Raw genomic sequence first — 20346 nt, 5'->3', positions numbered from 1 at the left:
TATTCCTCCGCAACTGGATTATCAGCAACTCATTAGTAAGTACGCGCTTTCGGCGGAAATGCTTCACGCAGTTTTGGCTGCATGTTGACATTACGACGAGTCATAGTTTCAGTTTGCGGTAGATAGAGGGTATGGCATAACCAGTTCGCATCATCACGATCCGGATAATCGAAACGGCTGTGAGCACCGCGGCTTTCAGTACGGAAATTAGCAGCAACAGCCGTAGAAAATGCCGTTTCCATCAGGTTATCAAGCTCCAGACACTCAATACGTTGGGTATTAAACTCTGAGGAAGTATCATCCAAACGGGCACTTTTCAGGCGTTCACGAATAACTTTAAGTTCTTCCAGCCCTTTCGCCATTGCATCGCCTTCACGGAATACCGAGAAGTTGTTCTGCATACACGCTTGCAAATCTTTACGAATTTTAACCGGGTCTTCACCAATACGGGTACTATTCCAACGATTCAGACGTTGCAGGGACACTTCGATGTCAGATTCGCTAGCTTCGCGGCTAGCGCCCTGCTCCATCAGCGATTCTTTCAGGTGCAAACCGGCAGAACGGCCAAACACCACCAAATCCAACAGAGAGTTCCCCCCCAGACGGTTTGCGCCATGAACAGATACACAGGCAATTTCACCGACAGCAAACAGGCCCGGAATAACGACATCTTCACCTTTTTCATTAACCATCAGTGCCTGACCGGTAACTTTAGTTGGGATGCCTCCCATCATATAGTGGCAAGTCGGAATAACCGGGATCGGTTCTTTTACCGGATCAACGTGGGCGAAAGTACGGGATAATTCAAGAATACCCGGCAGACGAGATTCCAACACCTCTTTACCCAAATGATCCAGTTTCAGCTTAGCATGAGGCCCCCAAGGACCATCACAGCCACGGCCTTCGCGGATTTCGATCATGATGGAACGCGCCACGACATCACGACCAGCCAAATCTTTAGCATTTGGTGCATAACGCTCCATAAAGCGCTCACCATCTTTATTCAACAAATAACCACCTTCACCGCGGCAGCCTTCCGTCACCAGAACACCCGCCCCGGCAATACCGGTTGGATGGAATTGCCACATTTCCATATCCTGTACAGGCACACCCGCACGCAGCGCCATACCTACACCATCACCGGTGTTAATGTGAGCGTTAGTTGTTGATTGATAGATGCGACCGGCGCCACCCGTTGCCAGAATAGTCGCCTTCGCTTTGAAATAAACCACTTCACCGGTTTCAATAGAGATCGCAGTACAACCAACAATGCTGCCATCCTGATTTTTAACCAGATCCAACGAATACCATTCAGAAAAAATAGTAGTGTGATTTTTTAAGTTCTGCTGATACAGCGTATGCAACAGGGCATGACCGGTACGGTCTGCCGCCGCGGCTGTACGTGCCGCCTGTTCACCACCAAAGTTTTTTGACTGGCCGCCGAATGGACGTTGATAAATGCGACCGTCATCCAAACGCGAAAATGGCAACCCCATGTGCTCCAGCTCCAGAATCGCCTCCGGCCCGGTCTTACACATGTACTCAATCGCATCCTGGTCACCGATATAGTCGGAGCCTTTCACCGTGTCATACATGTGCCATTCCCAGTTATCATCATGGGAGTTACCCAACGCAACGGTGATCCCCCCCTGCGCGGATACAGTATGAGAACGGGTTGGGAATACTTTGGAAATCAAAGCACAGGATAATCCCATTTGTGAAATTTGTAGCGCAGCGCGCATGCCAGCGCCACCTGCACCAATAACGACTGCATCAAACTCTCTTACTGGCAGTTTCATCTATACACCCCACACCACAATTGTTCCATAAATCAAGTAAGCCATCAGCGCAACGATAATCGCCAATTGCAGCATTAAACGCAGTGCCAGCGGCTTTACATAGTCAGTTAGTACTTGCCACATACCAATCCAAGCGTGAGCCAGAATGGAAAACAGGGCCAGCACAGTGAAGACTTTAGTGATGGATGAGGCGAAGAAACCCCGCCAGACTTCATAAGTGATATCCGACGTTGTAACGACAAAGCCCAGCATATAAAGAACATATAAAACAATAATCATTGCGGACGCGCGCAATAATAGCCAATCATGGATACCCGTGCGACCCAATGCAGATGCGTTACTTACCATACCAGTACTCCAGCCAGAATCGACAGAATAACAGCAATCCCGATTGCCACTTTGGCAGAGAGACTACCGACCGCTAAGTTTTCTTCCAAGTAGCCGAAATCCATCAGCATATGACGGATACCACCACAGATATGGTAAGCCAGTGCGGTCAGAATGCCCCACACAATAAACTTAGCGAAAAATCCCGTCATAATATCGGCGGCTTGCTGAAACCCTTCTTGCGAGGAGAGAGACATTCCTAACAACCAGAGGAGAATTCCTACTGCTATGAAAGTAATGACGCCAGAGACACGGTGCAAGATCGAGGCTATTGCAGAGACTGGAAAGTGTATCGTCTGCAAATCAAGGTTGACAGGTCTTTGTTTTTTCACAATTTTGCCCACACAGCTCTTTTATTATTTTCCTTCCTCCGGACCTGGGCGGAAATCAGACAGCGATAAGAGGATACAAAGACACAACATTTAATCAAACGATAGATCCTTCATGTTAAGGAATGTTGTGATTTAGTTACGCTGGGTGCTCCTACAGCAGGGTAATCCGGAGACCTGGCGGCAGTATATGTGCTTCACATTATTATTACAATTCCAACACAATATGATTAGCTACATTTCCACTGAACAGTGATTAAGATCACGATTCAAACATATTGCACAAAATTAATTATCTTGTTTGACAAACTTTAAACATTTATCTTACATATATGGTTGAAAACACTTTTGAGATTGATTTTTGGTAAGAGGAAAGACCTCAAGAAAAGCTAAAGTTATGTAACTGTGTAGTCCGCACGAATCATAATCATTTTTGTAGTCAATGCATAAAACATAACTCTCAAAAATTCGCTAACAACCCGAAAACCATTGTCGTCCGGGGTGAAATTTCAGCCTTAAATGTGATATTGGCCTGATTTCAGCTTTTCCCCGGTAGTACAGTGTCAGGGGACACAGTATAAGAACCTATTCCACCAGGCATTATGAGTGTAGGCCATCTTGTCAATAAATTGGGAACACAGATTGCACCGCAACCGGAGTATGCGCACAGTCTGTAAGAGGCGATTCAATCACAAATCGCTCACCGGCGCGGGCCACACCAAAGTGCATTCAAAAGTGATCGCTTTTGTCCGAGTACCGTCCAAGCCTGTTCTTGATGACAAAGAATGGTCGATAAAATAGCCTGATAAGATAGACTCTATATAGTGTCTTTCCGCCGTGGTTGTTAAGAGTTATAAAAATGAAAGCGCTAAGGAGACTGTAATGGCAGATAACAAAGCAACTCTAACCCCAGACGGTTCAGTTGCTATTGAATTGGACGTGCTAACACCGACCCTTGGGTCTAAAGTCATCGACGTTCGTACTCTCGGCTCCCAAGGTTTCTATACCTACGACCCTGGTTTTACTTCTACGGCATCTTGCGAATCCAAGATCACCTACATTGATGGTAACGAAGGTGTATTGCTGCACCGTGGTTTCCCTATCGACCAGCTAGCGACAAAATCTACTTATCTGGAAGTCTGTTATATCCTGCTGTATGGTGAGACACCAACACAAGAACAGTTTGATAAATTCAAAAAAACTATTACCCGTCACACCATGATCCATGAACAGATCCATCGCCTGTTCAACGGCTTCCGCCGTGATTCGCACCCGATGGCGGTGCTGTGTGGTGTTACCGGCGCTCTGGCTGCTTTCTATCATGATGCTCTGGATGTGAACAATCCACGTCACCGAGACATTACCGCCTACCGTCTGCTGTCAAAAATGCCGACAGTGGCCGCCATGTGCTACAAATACTCTATTGGTCAGCCATTCGTTTATCCACGCAATGACCTCTCCTACGCAGGCAACTTCCTACACATGATGTTCGCTACACCATGCGAAGAATATAAAGTGAACCCTGTACTGGAGCGTGCTATGGATCGCATTTTAATCCTACATGCGGACCATGAACAAAACGCGTCTACCTCAACAGTACGTACCGCAGGTTCTTCCGGCGCCAACCCATTTGCCTGTATTGCCGCAGGTATCGCTTCTCTCTGGGGACCTGCTCATGGCGGCGCAAACGAAGCTTGTCTACGTATGCTGGAAGAAATCCAGTCAGTTGAACATATTCCTGAATTTATTAACCGGGCCAAAGATAAGAATGATGCTTTCCGTCTGATGGGATTTGGTCATCGTGTTTACAAAAACTATGATCCTCGCGCAACCGTCATGCGTGAAACCTGCCATGAAGTGCTAGATGAACTCGGCCTGAATGACAGCCTGCTGGAAGTTGCTATGGAGCTTGAACGTATTGCTCTACACGACCCCTATTTTATTGAGAAGAAACTGTATCCGAACGTGGATTTCTACTCAGGCATTATCCTGAAAGCAATGGGGATTCCATCCACCATGTTCACTGTTATTTTCGCCATTGCCCGTACTATCGGCTGGATCGCTCACTGGAATGAAATGCATGATGATGGCGTGAAAATCGCTCGCCCACGTCAACTCTATACCGGCTACACAAAACGTGATTTCAAAAGCCAGCTTGAAAAATAATAATAAAATCCGATTACGATAAGGGCCAGGCTGTGACTGCTCCACGCCGCAAACGGCGAGGCTTCCCACTTCTCAGGCCGCCACCGTCGATATAACGGATTTACGCGGGCCTCCGTGGGCAGAAACGACGAGTCCCGCCGCCTGTAATTCTGTTGTGCCCTTGCACTGGATGTTGAGCGCCGCATTGATATCGCGGTCATGTTCGACACCACAGCAAGGGCATAGCCAGATCCGCTTATGCAGCGGCATTTCCGGCACTTTGTGGCCGCAGCAATGGCAAGTTTTCGAGCTGGCGAACCACTGATCCAGTTTGACCAGATGAACGCCCGCCGCCGCGGCTTTGTATTCCAGTTTCTTGATGAAGCCATGCCAGCCAGCATCCCCGATAGCCCGAGCAAGGTGGTGATTCTTCATCATATTGGCCGATTTCAGCGTCTCGACAATGACCGCTTGGTTTTCGTCAACCATTGTCCGGGAGAGTTTGTGTTGAAAATCGGCACGGGCATTGGCTACCCGTTCGTGTACCGCGGCGACCTGTAAACGTGCCTTTCGACGGTTGGCGCTGCCTTTCTGTTTTCGGGACAGGGCTTTCTGCTTGCGACGCAGGTTACGGGCGGCGTTGATAAGGTGACGAGGGTTATTCACCTTCTCCCCATCCGACTGGATAAGATAGTGGGATAAACCCATATCACACCCTGTCACGCGGGTGATAACGCCCGGCTTTTCCGGTACATCCCAACCATCGTCACACAGGATAGCGGCGAAATATTTTCCCGTAGCTGTTCGGGAGAGCGTAATGCTCTTCACTTGCCCTTCAATTTCTCGGTGTATGTGCTGCCTTTATCGGTGACAATTTCGGGATCTTCACGGCGCCATCCAGCACTTTCACCCCAATACAGTGATAGCTGGATTGCCGGCCGTGTTTGCGTTTGAACGTGGGAAATTTGGCTTGCAACTTCGGATTGAAAAAATTATCAAACGCGGTATTCAGATTGATCACCGCCTGCTGTAACGCGATGGCGTCATATGCCTTGAGCCAGGCGTACTTGCGTGATTTCTTCGCGACCGCCAGTAGCGGTTTAAGATCTTTGCGCGGATTTAAACTCACACCGTGACGTCTATAAGCATGCTTTTTGATGTGCAGCGCCTTATTGTACGCAAAACGGACCGCACCGAACTGGCCGTTAAGATACGCGGCCTGTTCGGGTGTGGGGTAGAGGCGGACTTTGGTCGCTCTTAACATATTCAGCGCTCATTGAGAAAGTGCCTTCATTTTAGCCTGTGACAGGAAGATATCAACGGGTTGTGCATTTGATATTCACGACAAAATCCCGTCGAAAGCGCTTTGATGGACGGATGATACACCCGTTACGTGAGGCATTCAGTTCAGCGGTGGCAAAGCTGGGATGTGAAAGGGTTTATCGGTCTGCACACACCGTGCCAAATCTAATCATGTTGACGTTGTAATCAATTTTCAAGATACAAGGGTTTACCGCAGTTTTTGCTAGCTTAATAGCTAGGGCTTTATTCAATTGGAAAGATTATTCAGTGAAATTTGATGCCATACCAGTACAGCTTAAAGCACCGTAAAAATTGATCTCATCACCTTCCTTGTGTATGCTCGTTATCTAAGAGTAGGTACAAGCGACTTGCTCTCTAAATTATCAAACGTAGCCTCTACTTGCGTGTGTAGCGAGATCACCAAGATCAAAATTCACAGTTCTATGAATCGGATAGAATAACGTTATTGATCAAAAAACGTTAATTATGAAAAGCCTGTCAAAAGCTTTGAAGCCCACCGATGGTGGGCTTCGCTTATTTCAATGTCAGCATTAGAAAAACGTGATTACGCCGGATTTGGAATATCGATAAAAGTGACATCCAGACCATAATTATCCGCCAACCACTCCCCTAAAGCCTTAATACCATAACGCTCGGTGGCATGGTGGCCCGCAGCATAAAAATGCAGCCCCATTTCACGGGCGATATGAATCGTCTGCTCTGACACTTCACCGGTAATGAAAGCATCAACACCAAATTCAGCCGCCTGTTGAATAAAACCCTGCCCACCGCCAGTGCACCAGGCAAGCGTGCGAATCTCCTCAGGCGCGTTATCGCTCACATGCAACACCTTACGACCAAGAGCCTGTTCAATACGTGAAGCTAACTCCACCGATGATATCGGCTGATCAAATTCCCCATGCGGTACGAATGGTTCAATCAACCCAACAACTTTCGCATTCATCAGACGGGCCAATTGCGCGTTATTTCCCAGTGATGGATGAGCATCAAGCGGCAGATGATAGCCGTATAAGTTGATATCATTACCGAGTAGAGTTTTCAGACGATTACGTTTCATACCACGAATCACCGTTGGCTCATTTTTCCAAAAATAGCCATGATGAACGATAATAGCATCAGCCTGATGACAAACCGCTTCATCCAATAAAGCCTGACAAGCGGTCACACCGGTAACGACTCGCTGAATATGAGTACGCCCTTCAACTTGTAAACCATTGGGGGCGTAATCCTGAAATTCGTCAATTTTCAGTTCTCGGTTAATCACATTTTCCAGCTCAATATTACGCATCATATTCGTCCTGTTTATTGATTGTATGACAATAATATACCGTTACCTGCCGCCAATTGTCAGTTGTCAGCTACTTCTGACTGCCATAACCTGTTCTGACTGTTTTAACCATACGGGTTTATTGCTGGTTTTTACCCACACACGATACAAATAACTGTAAAAACGAACGCGATCACGACGAAACAACATAACCGGAAACGCCAGGATACCGAAAGTGACAGCGCCAATACGGCGTAAAAGAACTTGATACCAAGGATACTCACGATATGAAGACATATTTGTCCTCCTTAAAATGATCCCACTTTTCCGCAGAATCTTAAAAATAATCAATCTGTAAATTGTTTAAAATTTTATCGCAAAAAATGAAAATTTACCACTTATCAGATCACTTTTAAGCCGTTATTGTCGCTATATTTTCTATTTTATGTAATTTTATTACATAAAATATGATAAAAATGTAATATTAAAAACATTTTATTAACAGCCAGTGAAAATGAAATTAACGATACAGGTATTTGAAAATATCCGTTTGACGCTAAATAACGTTTCGTAATTATGCTACACATAGCCTTCTTCAACCCATTGTTATACATAGAATTATGAGTGGTATAAGATGTAGCACTATTTTGAAATCTTATTTAGCGATAAAAGCAAGGATTGCCAATATGAAAACTTTCATTGATAATCATTATAAAGCAGAGAAAAACGATATTATTCTTTGCGCCATGCTATTTTCCAGAATGATCGTGGATTAACTATGACAGATAATAGGAGGAAAGATGAAGGTATTAACTGTTATATTATTAACATTAGTAATAAATGTTTCAGGTTGTGTCTCCAAAAAACACGCTTTTTCTATTGACTATAAAGCAAATGGTGAAACTTTTCATTTAACTCCATTATGTATAGAGGAAATTACCCCGAAAAAAGGGGATAATTACTATTCCATTTTCATTAAAGTAAAAAATAACTCTCATTGCAGTAAACCATTTAATCTCTTTATAAAGAAAAACGTAGGAAAAAAACTATATGTTTTCTTTAACAATAAACCAATATTGAAAAACACTAATATAATTACGCCAATACATGTCGAAAATGGTTTCTATCAGGCAATAGATTCAAATGTAACATTTGAAAAAATAAAAAAAATACTTAATTCATTGAAATAAATGGCTTTTTAATATAAAAATCCATTTATTAAATATTTTATAAAATTCATATACGGAGTATTTTTTGTTAATCATTAATAATTACATTAACACTTAATCCTGCATTCTCATAATAGGCTAAAATAATTTAACCCATACTATAAAATCGCAATTAATTTAATTATCAACACAAAAATATATAATTAAAAAATACGAAAACCATACACCAATTTTTAATATTTAGATTACTTTATTAATATTATATAAATAATCAAAACATTCATGAACAGGGTTATAGATTAATTTAAAATCACCTAATGCTCCTAACCATTCACTTTCTCATAAGTGTATCTTCTGCTGAAAAAGGGAATTATTTTTATAGTTCTAAACAAGATAGGTTTCTATTTAAGTCTTCTTTTATTAGTCATTTTTACACTTTTTTTACACATCCACTCACTCTTTTATCAGCATCTTTGCATCCCCTTCCCTAATCTTTATCCATCCAAGTTTTCGGGAGATAAGCAATGAGCATATCCTGCATTTCCGGCGTGTTATTAGTAGCCCTGTTACTAGTTTATCTGATTTATGCGCTACTTCATGCGGAGGATTTTTAAATGGCAGCATCCGCTTTTTTATTGATCACCAGTTTCTTATTGATTTTGATGTTACTGGCAAAGCCACTCGGAAATGTTATCGCCAATATGATCGACGGTAATATTCCGCGCGGGCTGACTAAAGCAGAGTCAAGCCTTTGGCGTTGCTGTGGCTTACAAAAACCTGGCGGCGCCGTCAAAGAGATGAACTGGCGGCAATACGCATTAGCTATCATTATCTTTAATCTGACCGGGCTACTGCTGCTATTCACGCTTTTAGTCACACAACACGCCCTTCCCCTTAATCCTGAACATTTCCCCGGACTCAAATGGGATCTTGCGCTGAATACAGCCGTCAGCTTTATCACCAATACCGATTGGCAATCATACAGTGGAGAAAACACCCTCAGCTACTTTAGCCAGATGACAGGTCTAACGGTGCAGAACTTTCTTTCTGCGGCGACCGGTATTGCAGTGGCATTTGCGCTGATACGCGCATTTTCCCGTCATGGCGTCAAAACCGTAGGCAACGCCTGGGTTGATATCACACGTATCACACTTTATCTGCTATTACCGCTGTCTATAGTTATCACGCTCGTTTTTGTCAGTCAGGGAGTGATTCAGAATTTCGAACCGTATCAATTAGCTCATACCATTGAAGGCCAACAGCAATTAATTCCGATGGGTCCCGTCGCCTCGCAAGAAGCTATCAAATTATTGGGAACCAATGGTGGTGGATTCTTTGATGCTAATTCATCACACCCCTTTGAAAATCCAACCGCCATCAGCAATTTCGTTCAGATACTCTCTATCTTCTTGATCCCTTGCGCACTCTGTTTTGCTTTTGGGCAAGTAGTTGGCGATAACCGTCAAGGGCACGCTCTATTGTGGGCAATGAGTATCATCTTTGTCATTGCCACCGTAGGAGTCATGTATGCCGAACTGAAAGGGAATCCCCATTTCAGCCTGTTAGGCGCCAACAGTAATATCAATATGGAAGGTAAAGAGAATCGCTTTGGCATCCTCGCAACCTCAATTTATGCCGTAGTCACAACCGCCGCTTCCTGTGGGGCAGTCAATGCTATGCATGACTCTTTCACTGCGCTTGGCGGCATGATCCCAATGTGGTTGATACAAATTGGCGAAGTCGTGTTTGGCGGCGTCGGTTCTGGTTTATACGGTATGTTACTGTTCGTTCTGCTGACCGTTTTTATCGCCGGTTTAATGATAGGCCGCGCCCCTGAATATCTCGGTAAAAAAATCGAAGTATTCGAGATAAAAATGGTAGCGCTGGCGATTTTGGTTACTCCTACACTGGCTCTTTTAGGTACAGCGCTTGCCATCTCCACCGCCAGTGGACGTGCCGGTATTTTGAACCCTGGCGCTCATGGTTTCAGTGAAGCGCTCTATGCCCTATCCTCCGCTGCCAACAATAATGGCAGTGCTTTCGCCGGCCTCAATGCCAACAGTATGTTCTACAACCTGTTGCTAACCATCATCTTGTTTTTAGGTCGCTTTGGCATGATCCTGCCAGTACTTGCTATTGCCGGTTCTTTGGTCGTAAAAAAACGCCAGCCTGCCAGCAACGGTACACTCCCCACCTACAGCACACTGTTTATCAGTCTATTGATTTTGACCATCATGCTAATCGGTGCCTTGACTTTTATTCCGGCTCTGATCCTTGGCCCGGTAATTGAACATTTACAAATCTGGCTAATGGCCCGATAAGAGCCAAAGAGAGGAATACCATGACCAACAAGCAACAGACATTATTCGAGCCTGCTTTGATTCGTAATGCCCTGATTGATTCAGTCAAAAAATGTCATCCGGCCGCACAATGGCGTAACCCAGTGATGTTTGTCGTCTATCTAGGCAGTGGGTTAACCATCATTTTATGGATTGCCATGTTAACGGGTCAATTCAAGGGAAATACGTTGTTCACAGGTAGCATCGCCTTATGGCTGTGGTTTACTGTGCTATTCGCCAACTTTGCCGAAGCACTGGCAGAAGGGAGAAGCAAAGCTCAAGCCGCCAGTCTCAAAGGAGTAAGAAAAACCAGTTGGGCAACCAAACTCACCTCATCCAATCGTAATGCAGCCAGAGAGAAAGTCCCTTCTGACAGCCTTCGTAAAGGGGATATCGTCATTATTGAAGCCGGTGAAACTATCCCTTGCGATGGTGAAGTTATCGAAGGTGGCGCTTCTGTTGACGAAAGCGCAATCACCGGAGAATCTGCCCCAGTTATCCGCGAATCTGGCGGTGATTTTTCCTCTGTGACCGGCGGCACGCATGTGCTATCTGACTGGCTGGTGGTTGAATGTTCGGTTAATCCCGGTGAAACTTTTCTTGACCGCATGATTTCAATGGTGGAAGGGGCTAAACGTCGTAAAACCCCAAACGAGATCGCACTGACTATCTTGTTGACAGCTCTGACAATCATCTTTCTATTGGTGTGTGTCACCCTGCTACCCTTTTCAATATTCAGCGTGGAAACTAACCAATCCGGTCAACCTATCACTGTCACGGTATTGATAGCGTTATTAGTCTGTCTTATTCCTACCACCATTGGTGGGTTACTTTCTGCAATTGGCGTCGCGGGTATGAGCCGCATGCTAGGCGCGAATGTTATCGCCACCAGCGGACGAGCCGTTGAAGCCGCGGGTGATGTGGATGTGTTACTACTGGATAAAACCGGTACCATCACTTTGGGAAATCGCCAAGCCTCTCAGTTTCTGCCCGTGCCCGGCATAACGGAACAGCAATTGGCGGATGCCGCCCAACTCTCTTCTTTAGCCGATGAAACACCAGAAGGCCGCAGCATTGTCATTCTGGCAAAACAGCGATTCAATCTGCGTGAACGTGATCTGCGCTCCCTGAACGCAACTTTTGTGCCGTTCTCCGCCATGACGCGAATGAGTGGCGTTAATGTGGAAAACCGCATGATCCGCAAAGGCGCTGTCGATGCGATCCGCCGCCATATCGAAGTCAATCACGGAAAATTCCCAGAAGCCGTGGAGATTTTGGTACAGACTGTGGCGCGGAAAGGCGGTACGCCGCTGGTTGTCGCAGAAAATCAACAGGTACTGGGCGTTGTCGCGCTAAAAGATATCGTCAAAGGCGGCATTAAAGAGCGATTCAGTGAAATGCGCCGTATGGGAATCAAAACCGTTATGATTACCGGCGATAATCGTCTGACCGCGGCTGCGATTGCCGCAGAAGCTGGAGTAGATGACTTTCTGGCGGAAGCTACCCCCGAAGCCAAACTAGCCCTGATCCGCCAATATCAATCCGAAGGCCGTCTGGTCGCCATGACAGGTGATGGCACTAATGATGCCCCGGCACTTGCTCAGGCCGATGTTGCCGTTGCTATGAATTCAGGCACTCAGGCAGCTAAAGAAGCCGGCAATATGGTGGATCTGGATTCCAACCCAACCAAACTGATTGAAGTTGTCCATATTGGTAAACAGATGTTGATGACACGTGGCTCTCTGACCACATTCAGTATCGCCAATGATATCGCAAAATATTTCGCCATTATCCCGGCGGCGTTTGCCGTCACTTATCCACAATTAAATATCTTGAATATCATGCACCTGCATTCGCCCACTTCGGCGGTTTTATCGACAGTTATCTTTAACGCACTGATTATTGTTTTCCTGATCCCATTGGCTCTCAAAGGCGTGAGCTACCGACCAATGAATGCCTTGTCGCTTTTACGTCGCAACCTGTGGATTTATGGTCTGGGTGGTCTGATAGCGCCTTTCATCGGCATCAAAATAATAGATATGTTGCTCACTTTGCTGATACTTAAATAAAGGTGATGAAAATGATTTGGTTACGTTCTTCTGTTGTGTTGTTGATATTTCTGACACTGATTACCGGCGTAGCTTATCCATTGCTGGCAACAGGTTTGTCAGAACTGATGTTCCCTTATCAAGCACAAGGCTCTATGGTAAAACAAGAGGGTCAAACCGTTGGCTCTGAACTGATTGGTCAACCCTTCACTAAAGCGACCTATTTTCAGGGACGTCCTTCTGCTACCGTAGATTATCCCTATAACGCACTGGCCTCTGGCGGCAGCAATTTAGCGCCCTCCAATCCGATATTAGATGATGAAATCAAACGCAGAGTTGAGCAACTACGTCAATTTAACCGCCAACCAGACACTCCTGTACCGGTTGATCTGGTCACCGCATCCAGTAGCGGCCTCGATCCTCACATTTCACCCGCCGCCGCTGACTTCCAAGCACAGAGAGTCGCTGATGCCCGCCATTTACCAGTTAAAGTAGTAAAACAATTAATCAGGGATAATATTGAGCCACCTCCATCGGAATTCCTCGGTGAGCCAGTGATTAATGTGTTAAAACTTAATCTTGCCCTTGATAATTTGCACAAGAAAAAACAGTAAGGTTGAACATGGATCAACACGAACCACAGCGCCCTAACCCGGATGAATTACTGACACTGGTTAACGAGAAACAGCGCGGTAAATTAAAAATATTTTTCGGGGCCTGCGCCGGTGTGGGAAAAACCTACGCCATGTTGCAGGAAGCGCAAAGATTGCGTTCTCAGGGGCTGGATGTAGTTATCGGCGTAGTCGAAACCCATGAGCGGCAAGGAACTGCCGCTTTACTTAATGGTCTGCCACAACTGCCACTTAAACAGATCCACTACCGACGGCGCAGAACCACCGCCTTTGATCTTGATGCCGCCATTGCCCGTCACCCGGCCATCATTTTGATGGATGAGTTGGCATTCAGTAATCCCCACACCAGCCGTCATCCCAAACGCTGGCAGGACGTTGAAGAATTGCTTGAGGCTGGCATAGATGTACTGACGACCATCAACGTTCAGCATCTGGAAAGCCTTAATGATGTTGTGGGTGATATTACGGGTATCCGGGTCAGGGAAACTATCCCGGATCACATCTTTGATCAGGCGAATGAAATTGTCTTAGTTGATCTGCCTCCAGATGATCTGCGCCAGCGGCTCCATGAAGGTAAGGTATATATTCCTAGCCAGGCAGAACGTGCCATCGAAAATTTTTTTCGCAAAGGTAATTTGATTGCATTGCGGGAGCTCGCTTTACGCCGGACGGCTGATCGCGTTGATGATCAAATGCGTGCTTTCCGCGACACACAAGGGCCTGAACCGGTCTGGCATACCCGTGATAACCTCCTACTGTGCATTGGTAACAACTCAGGTAATGAGAAGCTTATCCGCACTGCCGCTCGCCTTGCGGCCCGATTAGGCTGTATCTGGCATGCAATCTATGTTGAAACTCCAAAACTGTACCAACTACCCGAAGGTAAACGGCGTACCATTTTAAAAGCACTTAGATTAGCGCATGAATTAGGGGCTGAAACCGCGACACTTTCCGATTCAAACAAAGAAAAAGCGGTATTACGTTATGCCAGAGAACATAACCTCGGCAAGATTCTGATAGGCCGTCGCTGTACCTCCAAACAGAAGCTATTTGGCTGGCAATGGCGTCCAGGTTTTGCTGACCGACTGGGAAAACTAGGGCCAGATTTGGATCTGGTCATTGTCGCATTAGAAGAACGCAGCCAATGGGATAAAGAGCATGACAACCGCCCTGTGAGTGAAAAATGGCGAGTACAGATTCAGGGCTGCTTAATCGCTATTGCGCTCTGTACACTTATCACCCTGTTCTCCCGAACATTCTTGCTGACCCTTGATAAAGCCAATCTTGTCACACTTTATCTGCTTGGCGTCGTCATTATTGCGCTATTTTACGGACACCGACCCTCAATCTTTGCCGCTTTTATTAATGTTATTAGTTTCGATATCTTCTTTGTACAGCCTCATTGGTCTCTTGCTGTTACCGATATGCAGTACCTGCTGACTTTTAGTGTCATGCTGATAGTGGGCGTCGTCGTTGGAAACCTCACAGCGGGAATGAGATATCAGGCGCGAATTGCCCGTTACCGCGAACAACGAACCCGCAATCTCTATGAAATGACCCGTGAACTGAGCCGAGCGCTGAATGAAGAAGATATTGCCCGCACCAGCTACCATTTTCTTACCAATGGTTTTCAGGCTAAAACCGGCCTCTTTTTACCCAACGACGATGGCAACTTATATCAATTGACGACAAATAATGGCGGTCATATGCTGATTGATGATGCCATTGCAAAATGGAGCTTTGATAAAAATCTGCCGGCCGGAGCGGGAACCGATACGCTACCTAGCGTACCTTACCAACTACAGCCTATTGCTACACCTTCTCAGACACTGGCTGTATTGGCTATTGAGCCATCTTATTTGCGCCAGTTACTGATCCCTGAACAACAGCGATTACTGCAAACATTTACCGGCCTCATCGCCAATGCCTTGGAAAGATTGCAACTCTCACGCCGGGCAGAATCCGCGAAGCTGGATACAGAGCGGGAACAGTTACGTAACTCGCTTCTGGCGGCCCTGTCTCACGATTTACGCACGCCGCTGACAGTCCTGTTCGGACAAGCGGAAATCCTGATGTTAGATTTATCTGCCGAAGGCTCTCCACATACCAAACAGGTGAATCAGATCCGCCAACAAATTCTCAGCACTTCCCGTCTGGTTAATAACTTACTGGACATGGCGCGTATCCAATCGGGAGGAATTCAGCTCAATCTGGAATGGCAATCGCTGGAAGAGATCGTCGGCAGTACCTTACGTTCTCTGGAATATGCGCTCAACCGTCACCCAGTCGCGGTTTCCCTGCCATCCGATTTGTTGTTGCATTGTGATGCCAGTTTACTGGAGCGGGTATTTATCAACCTGTTGGAAAACGCAATCAAATATACCGATGACCAAACACCACTGGGCATCAAAGCGACAACAGAAAAAAACCAGATTCATATTGAAGTTTGGGATGCGGGTAAAGGCATTCCCCCGGAACAAGAACAGTTAATTTTCGATAAATTCTCCCGCGCTCGTAAAGAGTCTGCCATTCCGGGCGTGGGCCTTGGATTGGCAATTTGCCGGGCAATTATTGAAATCCACCAAGGAAAGATTTGGGCGACCAATAACGAAAAAGGTGGAGCAAGTTTTCACTTTGTTCTACCGTTAGAGAAACCGCCAGAAATTATTACTGAGGAGATGTGATTATTACCAACAATAACACCATTTTGATTATTGAAGATGAAAAAGAGATCCGACGCTTTGTCCGGCTAGCGTTGGAAGGTGAAGGCTATCGCGTATTTGACAGTGATACCCTGAAATGGGGCCTGATTGAAGCGGGAACCCGTAAGCCTGACTTAATTATTCTTGATTTGGGCTTGCCGGATGGTGACGGTATTAATTTGATCCGTGATCTACGCCAGTGGAGCTCAATTCCCGTTATTGTTCTCTCTGCCCGTGATAAAGAAGCGGATAAAGTTGCGGCATTGGATGTCGGCGCTGATGACTATCTGAGTAAACCCTTTGGCATCAGTGAACTATTGGCAAGAGTCCGGGTTGCCTTACGTCGTTTTGCCAGAACTAATAAAGAAGAATCGATCGTTCATTTTTCTGATGTCGTTGTCGATCTGGTTAACCGCCGAATCACCAAAAACGATGAAGAACTACATCTCACCCCGATTGAATTCCGGTTACTAGGTGAATTATTGGCGAATAGCGGCAAAGTACTCACCCAACGCCAATTACTCAACCAGGTTTGGGGCCCTAATTATGTTGAACACAACCATTATTTACGGATTTATATGGGGCATTTACGACAAAAATTGGAAACTGACCCAACCAGACCAAAACATTTACTGACTGAAACCGGCATTGGCTATCGGTTTATGCCTTAATGCCTGAAACACAAATCGAATCTCTTCATGTCTCAGGCAATTAACATCTCTCAGCAAAACTTAGCTTATTTCACCTGACACACATGTTCAGATAAATAATAAGCGACAGACTCTTCACAGCAAGAGCCAATAATATCGGCACCCGGAAGCGCTTGTTTCACCCTATTATGCGCCGTGCCCATGATGACCCCTTTAGCGACGGTTGAAAGCATTTCTACATCATTCATACCATCGCCAAACGCAATAGTTTGATTGATTGGGACGCCAAGAAACTCAGCTAACTGAATTAAAGCTTGCCCTTTCGAAACACCACTACCCATTACCTCCAGACACCAAGGAAATGAGAAAGCGACACTGACATTATCGGAAAAGAGATCAATTAAATGACGTTCTAATTTAACCAACGCATCATGATCTCTCTTCTTGTGAATGAAAAAGATTTTCTCAACCGCATCACAAGGCATTTCATCAGCCTGTCTAACTACGGGATTAAAATTATCATTCTGATTAAAATCACTGAAACTATGGTGTAGCTCACTGGTTAACCATTGGGAACCACAATACATATTAATCACTAAATCCTGATCCGCCTGAGTTTCCTCAATCACTCTTTTTACTACATCACCCGGTAGATATTGTTTGATATCCAATTTCTTACAGGCACTGGTCAATCTGGCGCCATTAGACGTAATCAGATGTACAGGTATACCAAAGTCACCAATAATAGCATTAACATCAGCATGATGCCTGCCAGTGGCAAATACGATCTGCTTGCCTTTATTTGACAAATTAGTCAACACCTGATGGGTAAATTTACCTATCGTATCCCCGTGAAGTAATAGAGTTCCATCAAGATCTGTAGCAATAAGATTATACATAAGCGCTTCCCGGTACATTAAGAGCAGTTATCATCTAAGCTTTATTAAGCAATTCGAGCGATGCCTGCTTGGTAAATGTCATCCTTTCTTCCAGACTATGATTATCCTTTTCATAATAAATTGTTGCCTCTGCATTAACCTGAGGTCTTGGAGTTATTTTTTCCAATATTGGCATCGTGTCAAGGAATAATTGTCTGGAATAGTTAATAGCCCTTGTATAAGTATCAATAACCTCTTCAAATTCAGGGTAAATAGAAAATGAGATCTGATTGACAATTGGCCCCGCGTCAATACCTTCATTAATTTCATGGATCGTCACACCGTGGGACTGTTCTCCATTTTTCAAAGCCCAGTTTACCGGCCTTACGCCGCGATATTTAGGCAAATAGGACAAATGGATATTCAAGATTCTCTTACAAGAATTAATGAATTTTAACGGTAATATCCGCTTATGAAACACGACAAAGCATAAATCACAAGTGAAATCACCGCTGTCATAGCCGGGTAGATTCTCAACCTTATTATCCTCAATAACAGAAATATTATTTTGATAACAGAATTCGATCAACGTCTGATCAGTACTCACAGGTTCGAATTTATCTGCCACCACGTGCGATATTTTATACTCTTTATGATTTAAGAAATACTGACAAATGAAAATTGCCAATTCTCCTTTACCACAAATTACCACTGTTTTTGGATGGCTCATTCGCAAACCTCGTTAATTTCCTTAACCACACTAATATCACTAATACTAATTAGCCCCTGCATCACCATACGCAATGAACGTATTAAAATTTCATTATCGCTTGGTGTTCGGCAAGAAATACGCAAATACCTATCAGAATCTATATTTCCTTTGCCAGAACACTCTTTTACATATAACCCATGAATATCTAAAAGTAACTGTGATATCGTTTTTGCATCAGAAACATGCAATTTACAGTAAACAAAATTAGAATCCGTTTCATAGGCAGTAATACCTTCGATTGAATTTAATTCTTGCTGTAATTTTAACGTATCAATAATCACTTGTTCACAACTTAATTTATAACTCTCTCTATATTGAGGTAATCTCAATAAAAACTCTTCAGCAAAACCATTAATATTCCAAATGGGTAATACCGCTCTTATTTTACCAAGTAATTCCTGATTTGCAGTGGCAATATACCCGATACGAATACCACCAATGCCAAAGGTTTTACTCATGCTTCGAATAACAGATAAATTCTTATAGTTATCTAAATGCTTTAACATTGTGTCATCACGCATTTTAGAGAAATCTAAGAAAGATTCATCAATAATTAAATCGATATTTAATGCTAACAATTCGCCAGCCAAATATAACAGACTATCAATAGGCGTCAGTTTACCTGTCGGATTATTTGGTGATTCAATCACTACCACATTTGGCTTTTCCTCTTTCGCCAACGTTAATAGTTCATCAATATCTATCTCAAAATCTCTGCTCTCTTTACTATAGCTAAATATTGTTCTGTCTTTACCAAAGCAATTAGCATATTCATTAAATGAAGGTACCGTGACTAATACTTTACCTGTATAAACATCAGGAAGCCGTTTAATTATCTCAGCAGCGCCATTCGAAATACATAATTGCGTTCTCTCTATCCCAATAAATTCAGATAAAGCATGTTCGACTAAACGATTCCCGCCAGGATAATTTAAAAATATTTCATCAAAATTATTCTTTATTTCATTTTTCAATTTCTTAGGTGGAAAGTTGAAATTATAAATTAATCCAAAGTCAATAATAGGATAACGCCAGTAACCACCGTGCCTATTTTGAATAAGATCTAATTTATTATTACTTGAGATAAAGTCACAAATAGTAAGATCATAAGTATTATCTACCTCATACCATTGAAAATGATCAACAATACTTGCTTTAAATTCAGCCATATTATTCAGCAAAGAGTGTTTAAATATATCCTCATAATATAACCCAGTTGATCCGCTATTAACGTAACTTTCTAGCTCTTTAGTAACATATTCAGCAAAATTAGCGGTGCAAATATTATAAATATTTACCGTCTTATATTGACCTTCTTCAACCTGATAATGACTATCCTTAGTAGAATTTAATGCAATAATATTATCTTTATCTATTTTTGCATAAGTCCCTTCCATATTACCACTAAGAGGAGAAACAAGGACATTGAGATCTCCCGCTTTTAACATCACTGTTTCCAAACATTTCTTTGTGAAGAAAATATCCCCTTCAAGGATCAGCGTATCTTGCTTAATCCAATTCCTGGCAAGATATAAAGAATAGATATTATTGGTTGATTCCCACTTTTCACTATTAACAAATTCAATATGTAAGTTATATGCGCCTTGTTCAATATGAGACATTAAAACATCGCTCTTATAACCCACCACAATAATAACTTTTTTAATACCGACAGCTTCGATATTCCTCAGCGCATTATCGATAAATGATATCTGATTTGTTTCTACCAAAGGTTTTGGTTTATTTGATGTTCTGGTAGATAACCGGCTGCCTCTTCCGGCACAGAGAAGGATTGCTGTTTTTTTATTCATAGTCTTAATAAATTATTTTAAATTGATGTTAAAAGGTTATTTTATTCTTAAATAATAATTAACCTAAAATATAGTCCGTTAATAATGATATAAAA

17 protein-coding genes and 2 pseudogenes are annotated in these 20346 nt (G+C 43.8%); 9 read left to right on the top strand and 10 right to left on the bottom strand.

The annotated features are described in order from the left end of the window. Window positions 1-32 precede the first annotated feature (32 nt). The 3 genes from sdhA to sdhC are packed head-to-tail and all read right to left on the bottom strand — an operon-like array spanning window position 33 to window position 2530. Complete coding sequence (gene sdhA / locus B0X70_RS07245) at window positions 33-1799, bottom strand: succinate dehydrogenase flavoprotein subunit (protein ID WP_217471200.1); 1767 nt, start codon at window positions 1797-1799, stop codon at window positions 33-35. Further along, window positions 1800-2147 (bottom strand): succinate dehydrogenase membrane anchor subunit, encoded by a 348-nt coding sequence (gene sdhD, locus B0X70_RS07240; RefSeq protein ID WP_036780845.1) that lies wholly within the window; start codon window positions 2145-2147, stop codon window positions 1800-1802. It abuts the gene before it with no gap. Continuing rightward, window positions 2141-2530 carry a succinate dehydrogenase cytochrome b556 subunit gene (sdhC, locus tag B0X70_RS07235; protein ID WP_036780848.1) on the bottom strand — a complete coding sequence of 130 codons (390 nt, stop codon included), beginning with the start codon at window positions 2528-2530 and terminating at the stop codon, window positions 2141-2143. Before sdhC ends, sdhD begins: the two co-directional genes overlap by 7 nt. Before the next feature lie 867 nt (window positions 2531-3397). Between sdhC and B0X70_RS07230 the strand changes: the two genes are divergently transcribed. Continuing rightward, complete coding sequence (locus B0X70_RS07230) at window positions 3398-4681, top strand: citrate synthase (protein WP_036780850.1); 1284 nt, start codon at window positions 3398-3400, stop codon at window positions 4679-4681. A gap of 72 nt (window positions 4682-4753) precedes the next feature. On the opposite strand, the gene B0X70_RS25075 is transcribed toward B0X70_RS07230, so the two are convergent. Then, window positions 4754-5488 (bottom strand): RNA-guided endonuclease InsQ/TnpB family protein, encoded by a 735-nt coding sequence (locus tag B0X70_RS25075; RefSeq protein ID WP_246593468.1) that lies wholly within the window; start codon window positions 5486-5488, stop codon window positions 4754-4756. Between the two features lie 97 nt (window positions 5489-5585). Then, a pseudogene (locus B0X70_RS25070) lies at window positions 5586-5924 on the bottom strand (helix-turn-helix domain-containing protein); the annotation flags it as partial. A gap of 59 nt (window positions 5925-5983) precedes the next feature. Between B0X70_RS25070 and B0X70_RS25925 the strand changes: the two are divergent. Continuing rightward, window positions 5984-6094, top strand: a pseudogene (locus B0X70_RS25925) (IS200/IS605 family transposase); the annotation flags it as partial. Window positions 6095-6527: 433 nt separating this feature from the next. Here B0X70_RS25925 and B0X70_RS07215 read toward each other — a convergent pair. Further along, window positions 6528-7271 carry a type 2 GTP cyclohydrolase I gene (locus tag B0X70_RS07215; RefSeq protein ID WP_217471696.1) on the bottom strand — a complete coding sequence of 248 codons (744 nt, stop codon included), beginning with the start codon at window positions 7269-7271 and terminating at the stop codon, window positions 6528-6530. Window positions 7272-7337: 66 nt separating this feature from the next. Continuing rightward, window positions 7338-7547: a YbfA family protein gene (locus B0X70_RS07210; RefSeq protein WP_110091129.1), complete on the bottom strand. Its 210-nt coding sequence runs from the start codon at window positions 7545-7547 to the stop codon at window positions 7338-7340. A gap of 503 nt (window positions 7548-8050) precedes the next feature. Between B0X70_RS07210 and B0X70_RS07205 the strand changes: the two genes are divergently transcribed. The 7 genes from B0X70_RS07205 (at window position 8051) to kdpE (ending at window position 16811) form a co-directional block, all read left to right on the top strand. Further along, the gene (locus B0X70_RS07205; RefSeq protein WP_217471199.1) at window positions 8051-8440 is read left to right on the top strand and encodes a hypothetical protein; all 390 of its coding nucleotides are present in this window, start codon (window positions 8051-8053) and stop codon (window positions 8438-8440) included. Between the two features lie 503 nt (window positions 8441-8943). Then, window positions 8944-9033, top strand: a complete 90-nt coding sequence (gene kdpF / locus B0X70_RS25920) for a K(+)-transporting ATPase subunit F (protein WP_071647059.1) — start codon at window positions 8944-8946, stop codon at window positions 9031-9033. After that, entirely contained in the window at window positions 9034-10740 is a 1707-nt protein-coding gene (gene kdpA, locus B0X70_RS07195; protein WP_217471198.1) for a potassium-transporting ATPase subunit KdpA, read from the top strand. It abuts the gene before it with no gap. Between the two features lie 20 nt (window positions 10741-10760). Then, window positions 10761-12827: a potassium-transporting ATPase subunit KdpB gene (gene kdpB / locus B0X70_RS07190; protein WP_217471197.1), complete on the top strand. Its 2067-nt coding sequence runs from the start codon at window positions 10761-10763 to the stop codon at window positions 12825-12827. 11 nt (window positions 12828-12838) lie between these two features. Continuing rightward, window positions 12839-13420, top strand: a complete 582-nt coding sequence (gene kdpC, locus B0X70_RS07185) for a potassium-transporting ATPase subunit KdpC (RefSeq protein ID WP_217471196.1) — start codon at window positions 12839-12841, stop codon at window positions 13418-13420. 8 nt (window positions 13421-13428) lie between these two features. After that, the gene (gene kdpD / locus B0X70_RS07180; protein WP_217471195.1) at window positions 13429-16122 is read left to right on the top strand and encodes a two-component system sensor histidine kinase KdpD; all 2694 of its coding nucleotides are present in this window, start codon (window positions 13429-13431) and stop codon (window positions 16120-16122) included. After that, window positions 16119-16811, top strand: coding sequence for a two-component system response regulator KdpE (gene kdpE, locus B0X70_RS07175; protein WP_036780871.1), 693 nt, complete (start codon window positions 16119-16121; stop codon window positions 16809-16811). Before kdpD ends, kdpE begins: the two co-directional genes overlap by 4 nt. Before the next feature lie 65 nt (window positions 16812-16876). Here kdpE and B0X70_RS07170 read toward each other — a convergent pair whose 3' ends face one another. From B0X70_RS07170 to B0X70_RS07160, 3 genes are read right to left on the bottom strand one after another with little or no spacing between them, the layout of a single operon-like run. Continuing rightward, a complete protein-coding gene (locus B0X70_RS07170; RefSeq protein WP_217471194.1) occupies window positions 16877-17689 on the bottom strand; it encodes a Cof-type HAD-IIB family hydrolase in 813 nt (270 codons plus the stop codon). Between the two features lie 34 nt (window positions 17690-17723). Next, window positions 17724-18398 (bottom strand): formyl transferase, encoded by a 675-nt coding sequence (locus B0X70_RS07165; RefSeq protein WP_036780874.1) that lies wholly within the window; start codon window positions 18396-18398, stop codon window positions 17724-17726. Beyond that, a complete protein-coding gene (locus B0X70_RS07160; RefSeq protein WP_217471193.1) occupies window positions 18395-20251 on the bottom strand; it encodes an aminotransferase class I/II-fold pyridoxal phosphate-dependent enzyme in 1857 nt (618 codons plus the stop codon). Before B0X70_RS07160 ends, B0X70_RS07165 begins: the two co-directional genes overlap by 4 nt. Between the last annotated feature and the right edge of the window lie 95 nt (window positions 20252-20346).

The sequence above is a fragment of the Photorhabdus akhurstii genome, from assembly GCF_019090985.1.
Lineage (GTDB): Bacteria > Pseudomonadota > Gammaproteobacteria > Enterobacterales > Enterobacteriaceae > Photorhabdus > Photorhabdus akhurstii.
This window is presented reverse-complemented; position numbering and strand designations above follow the sequence as displayed.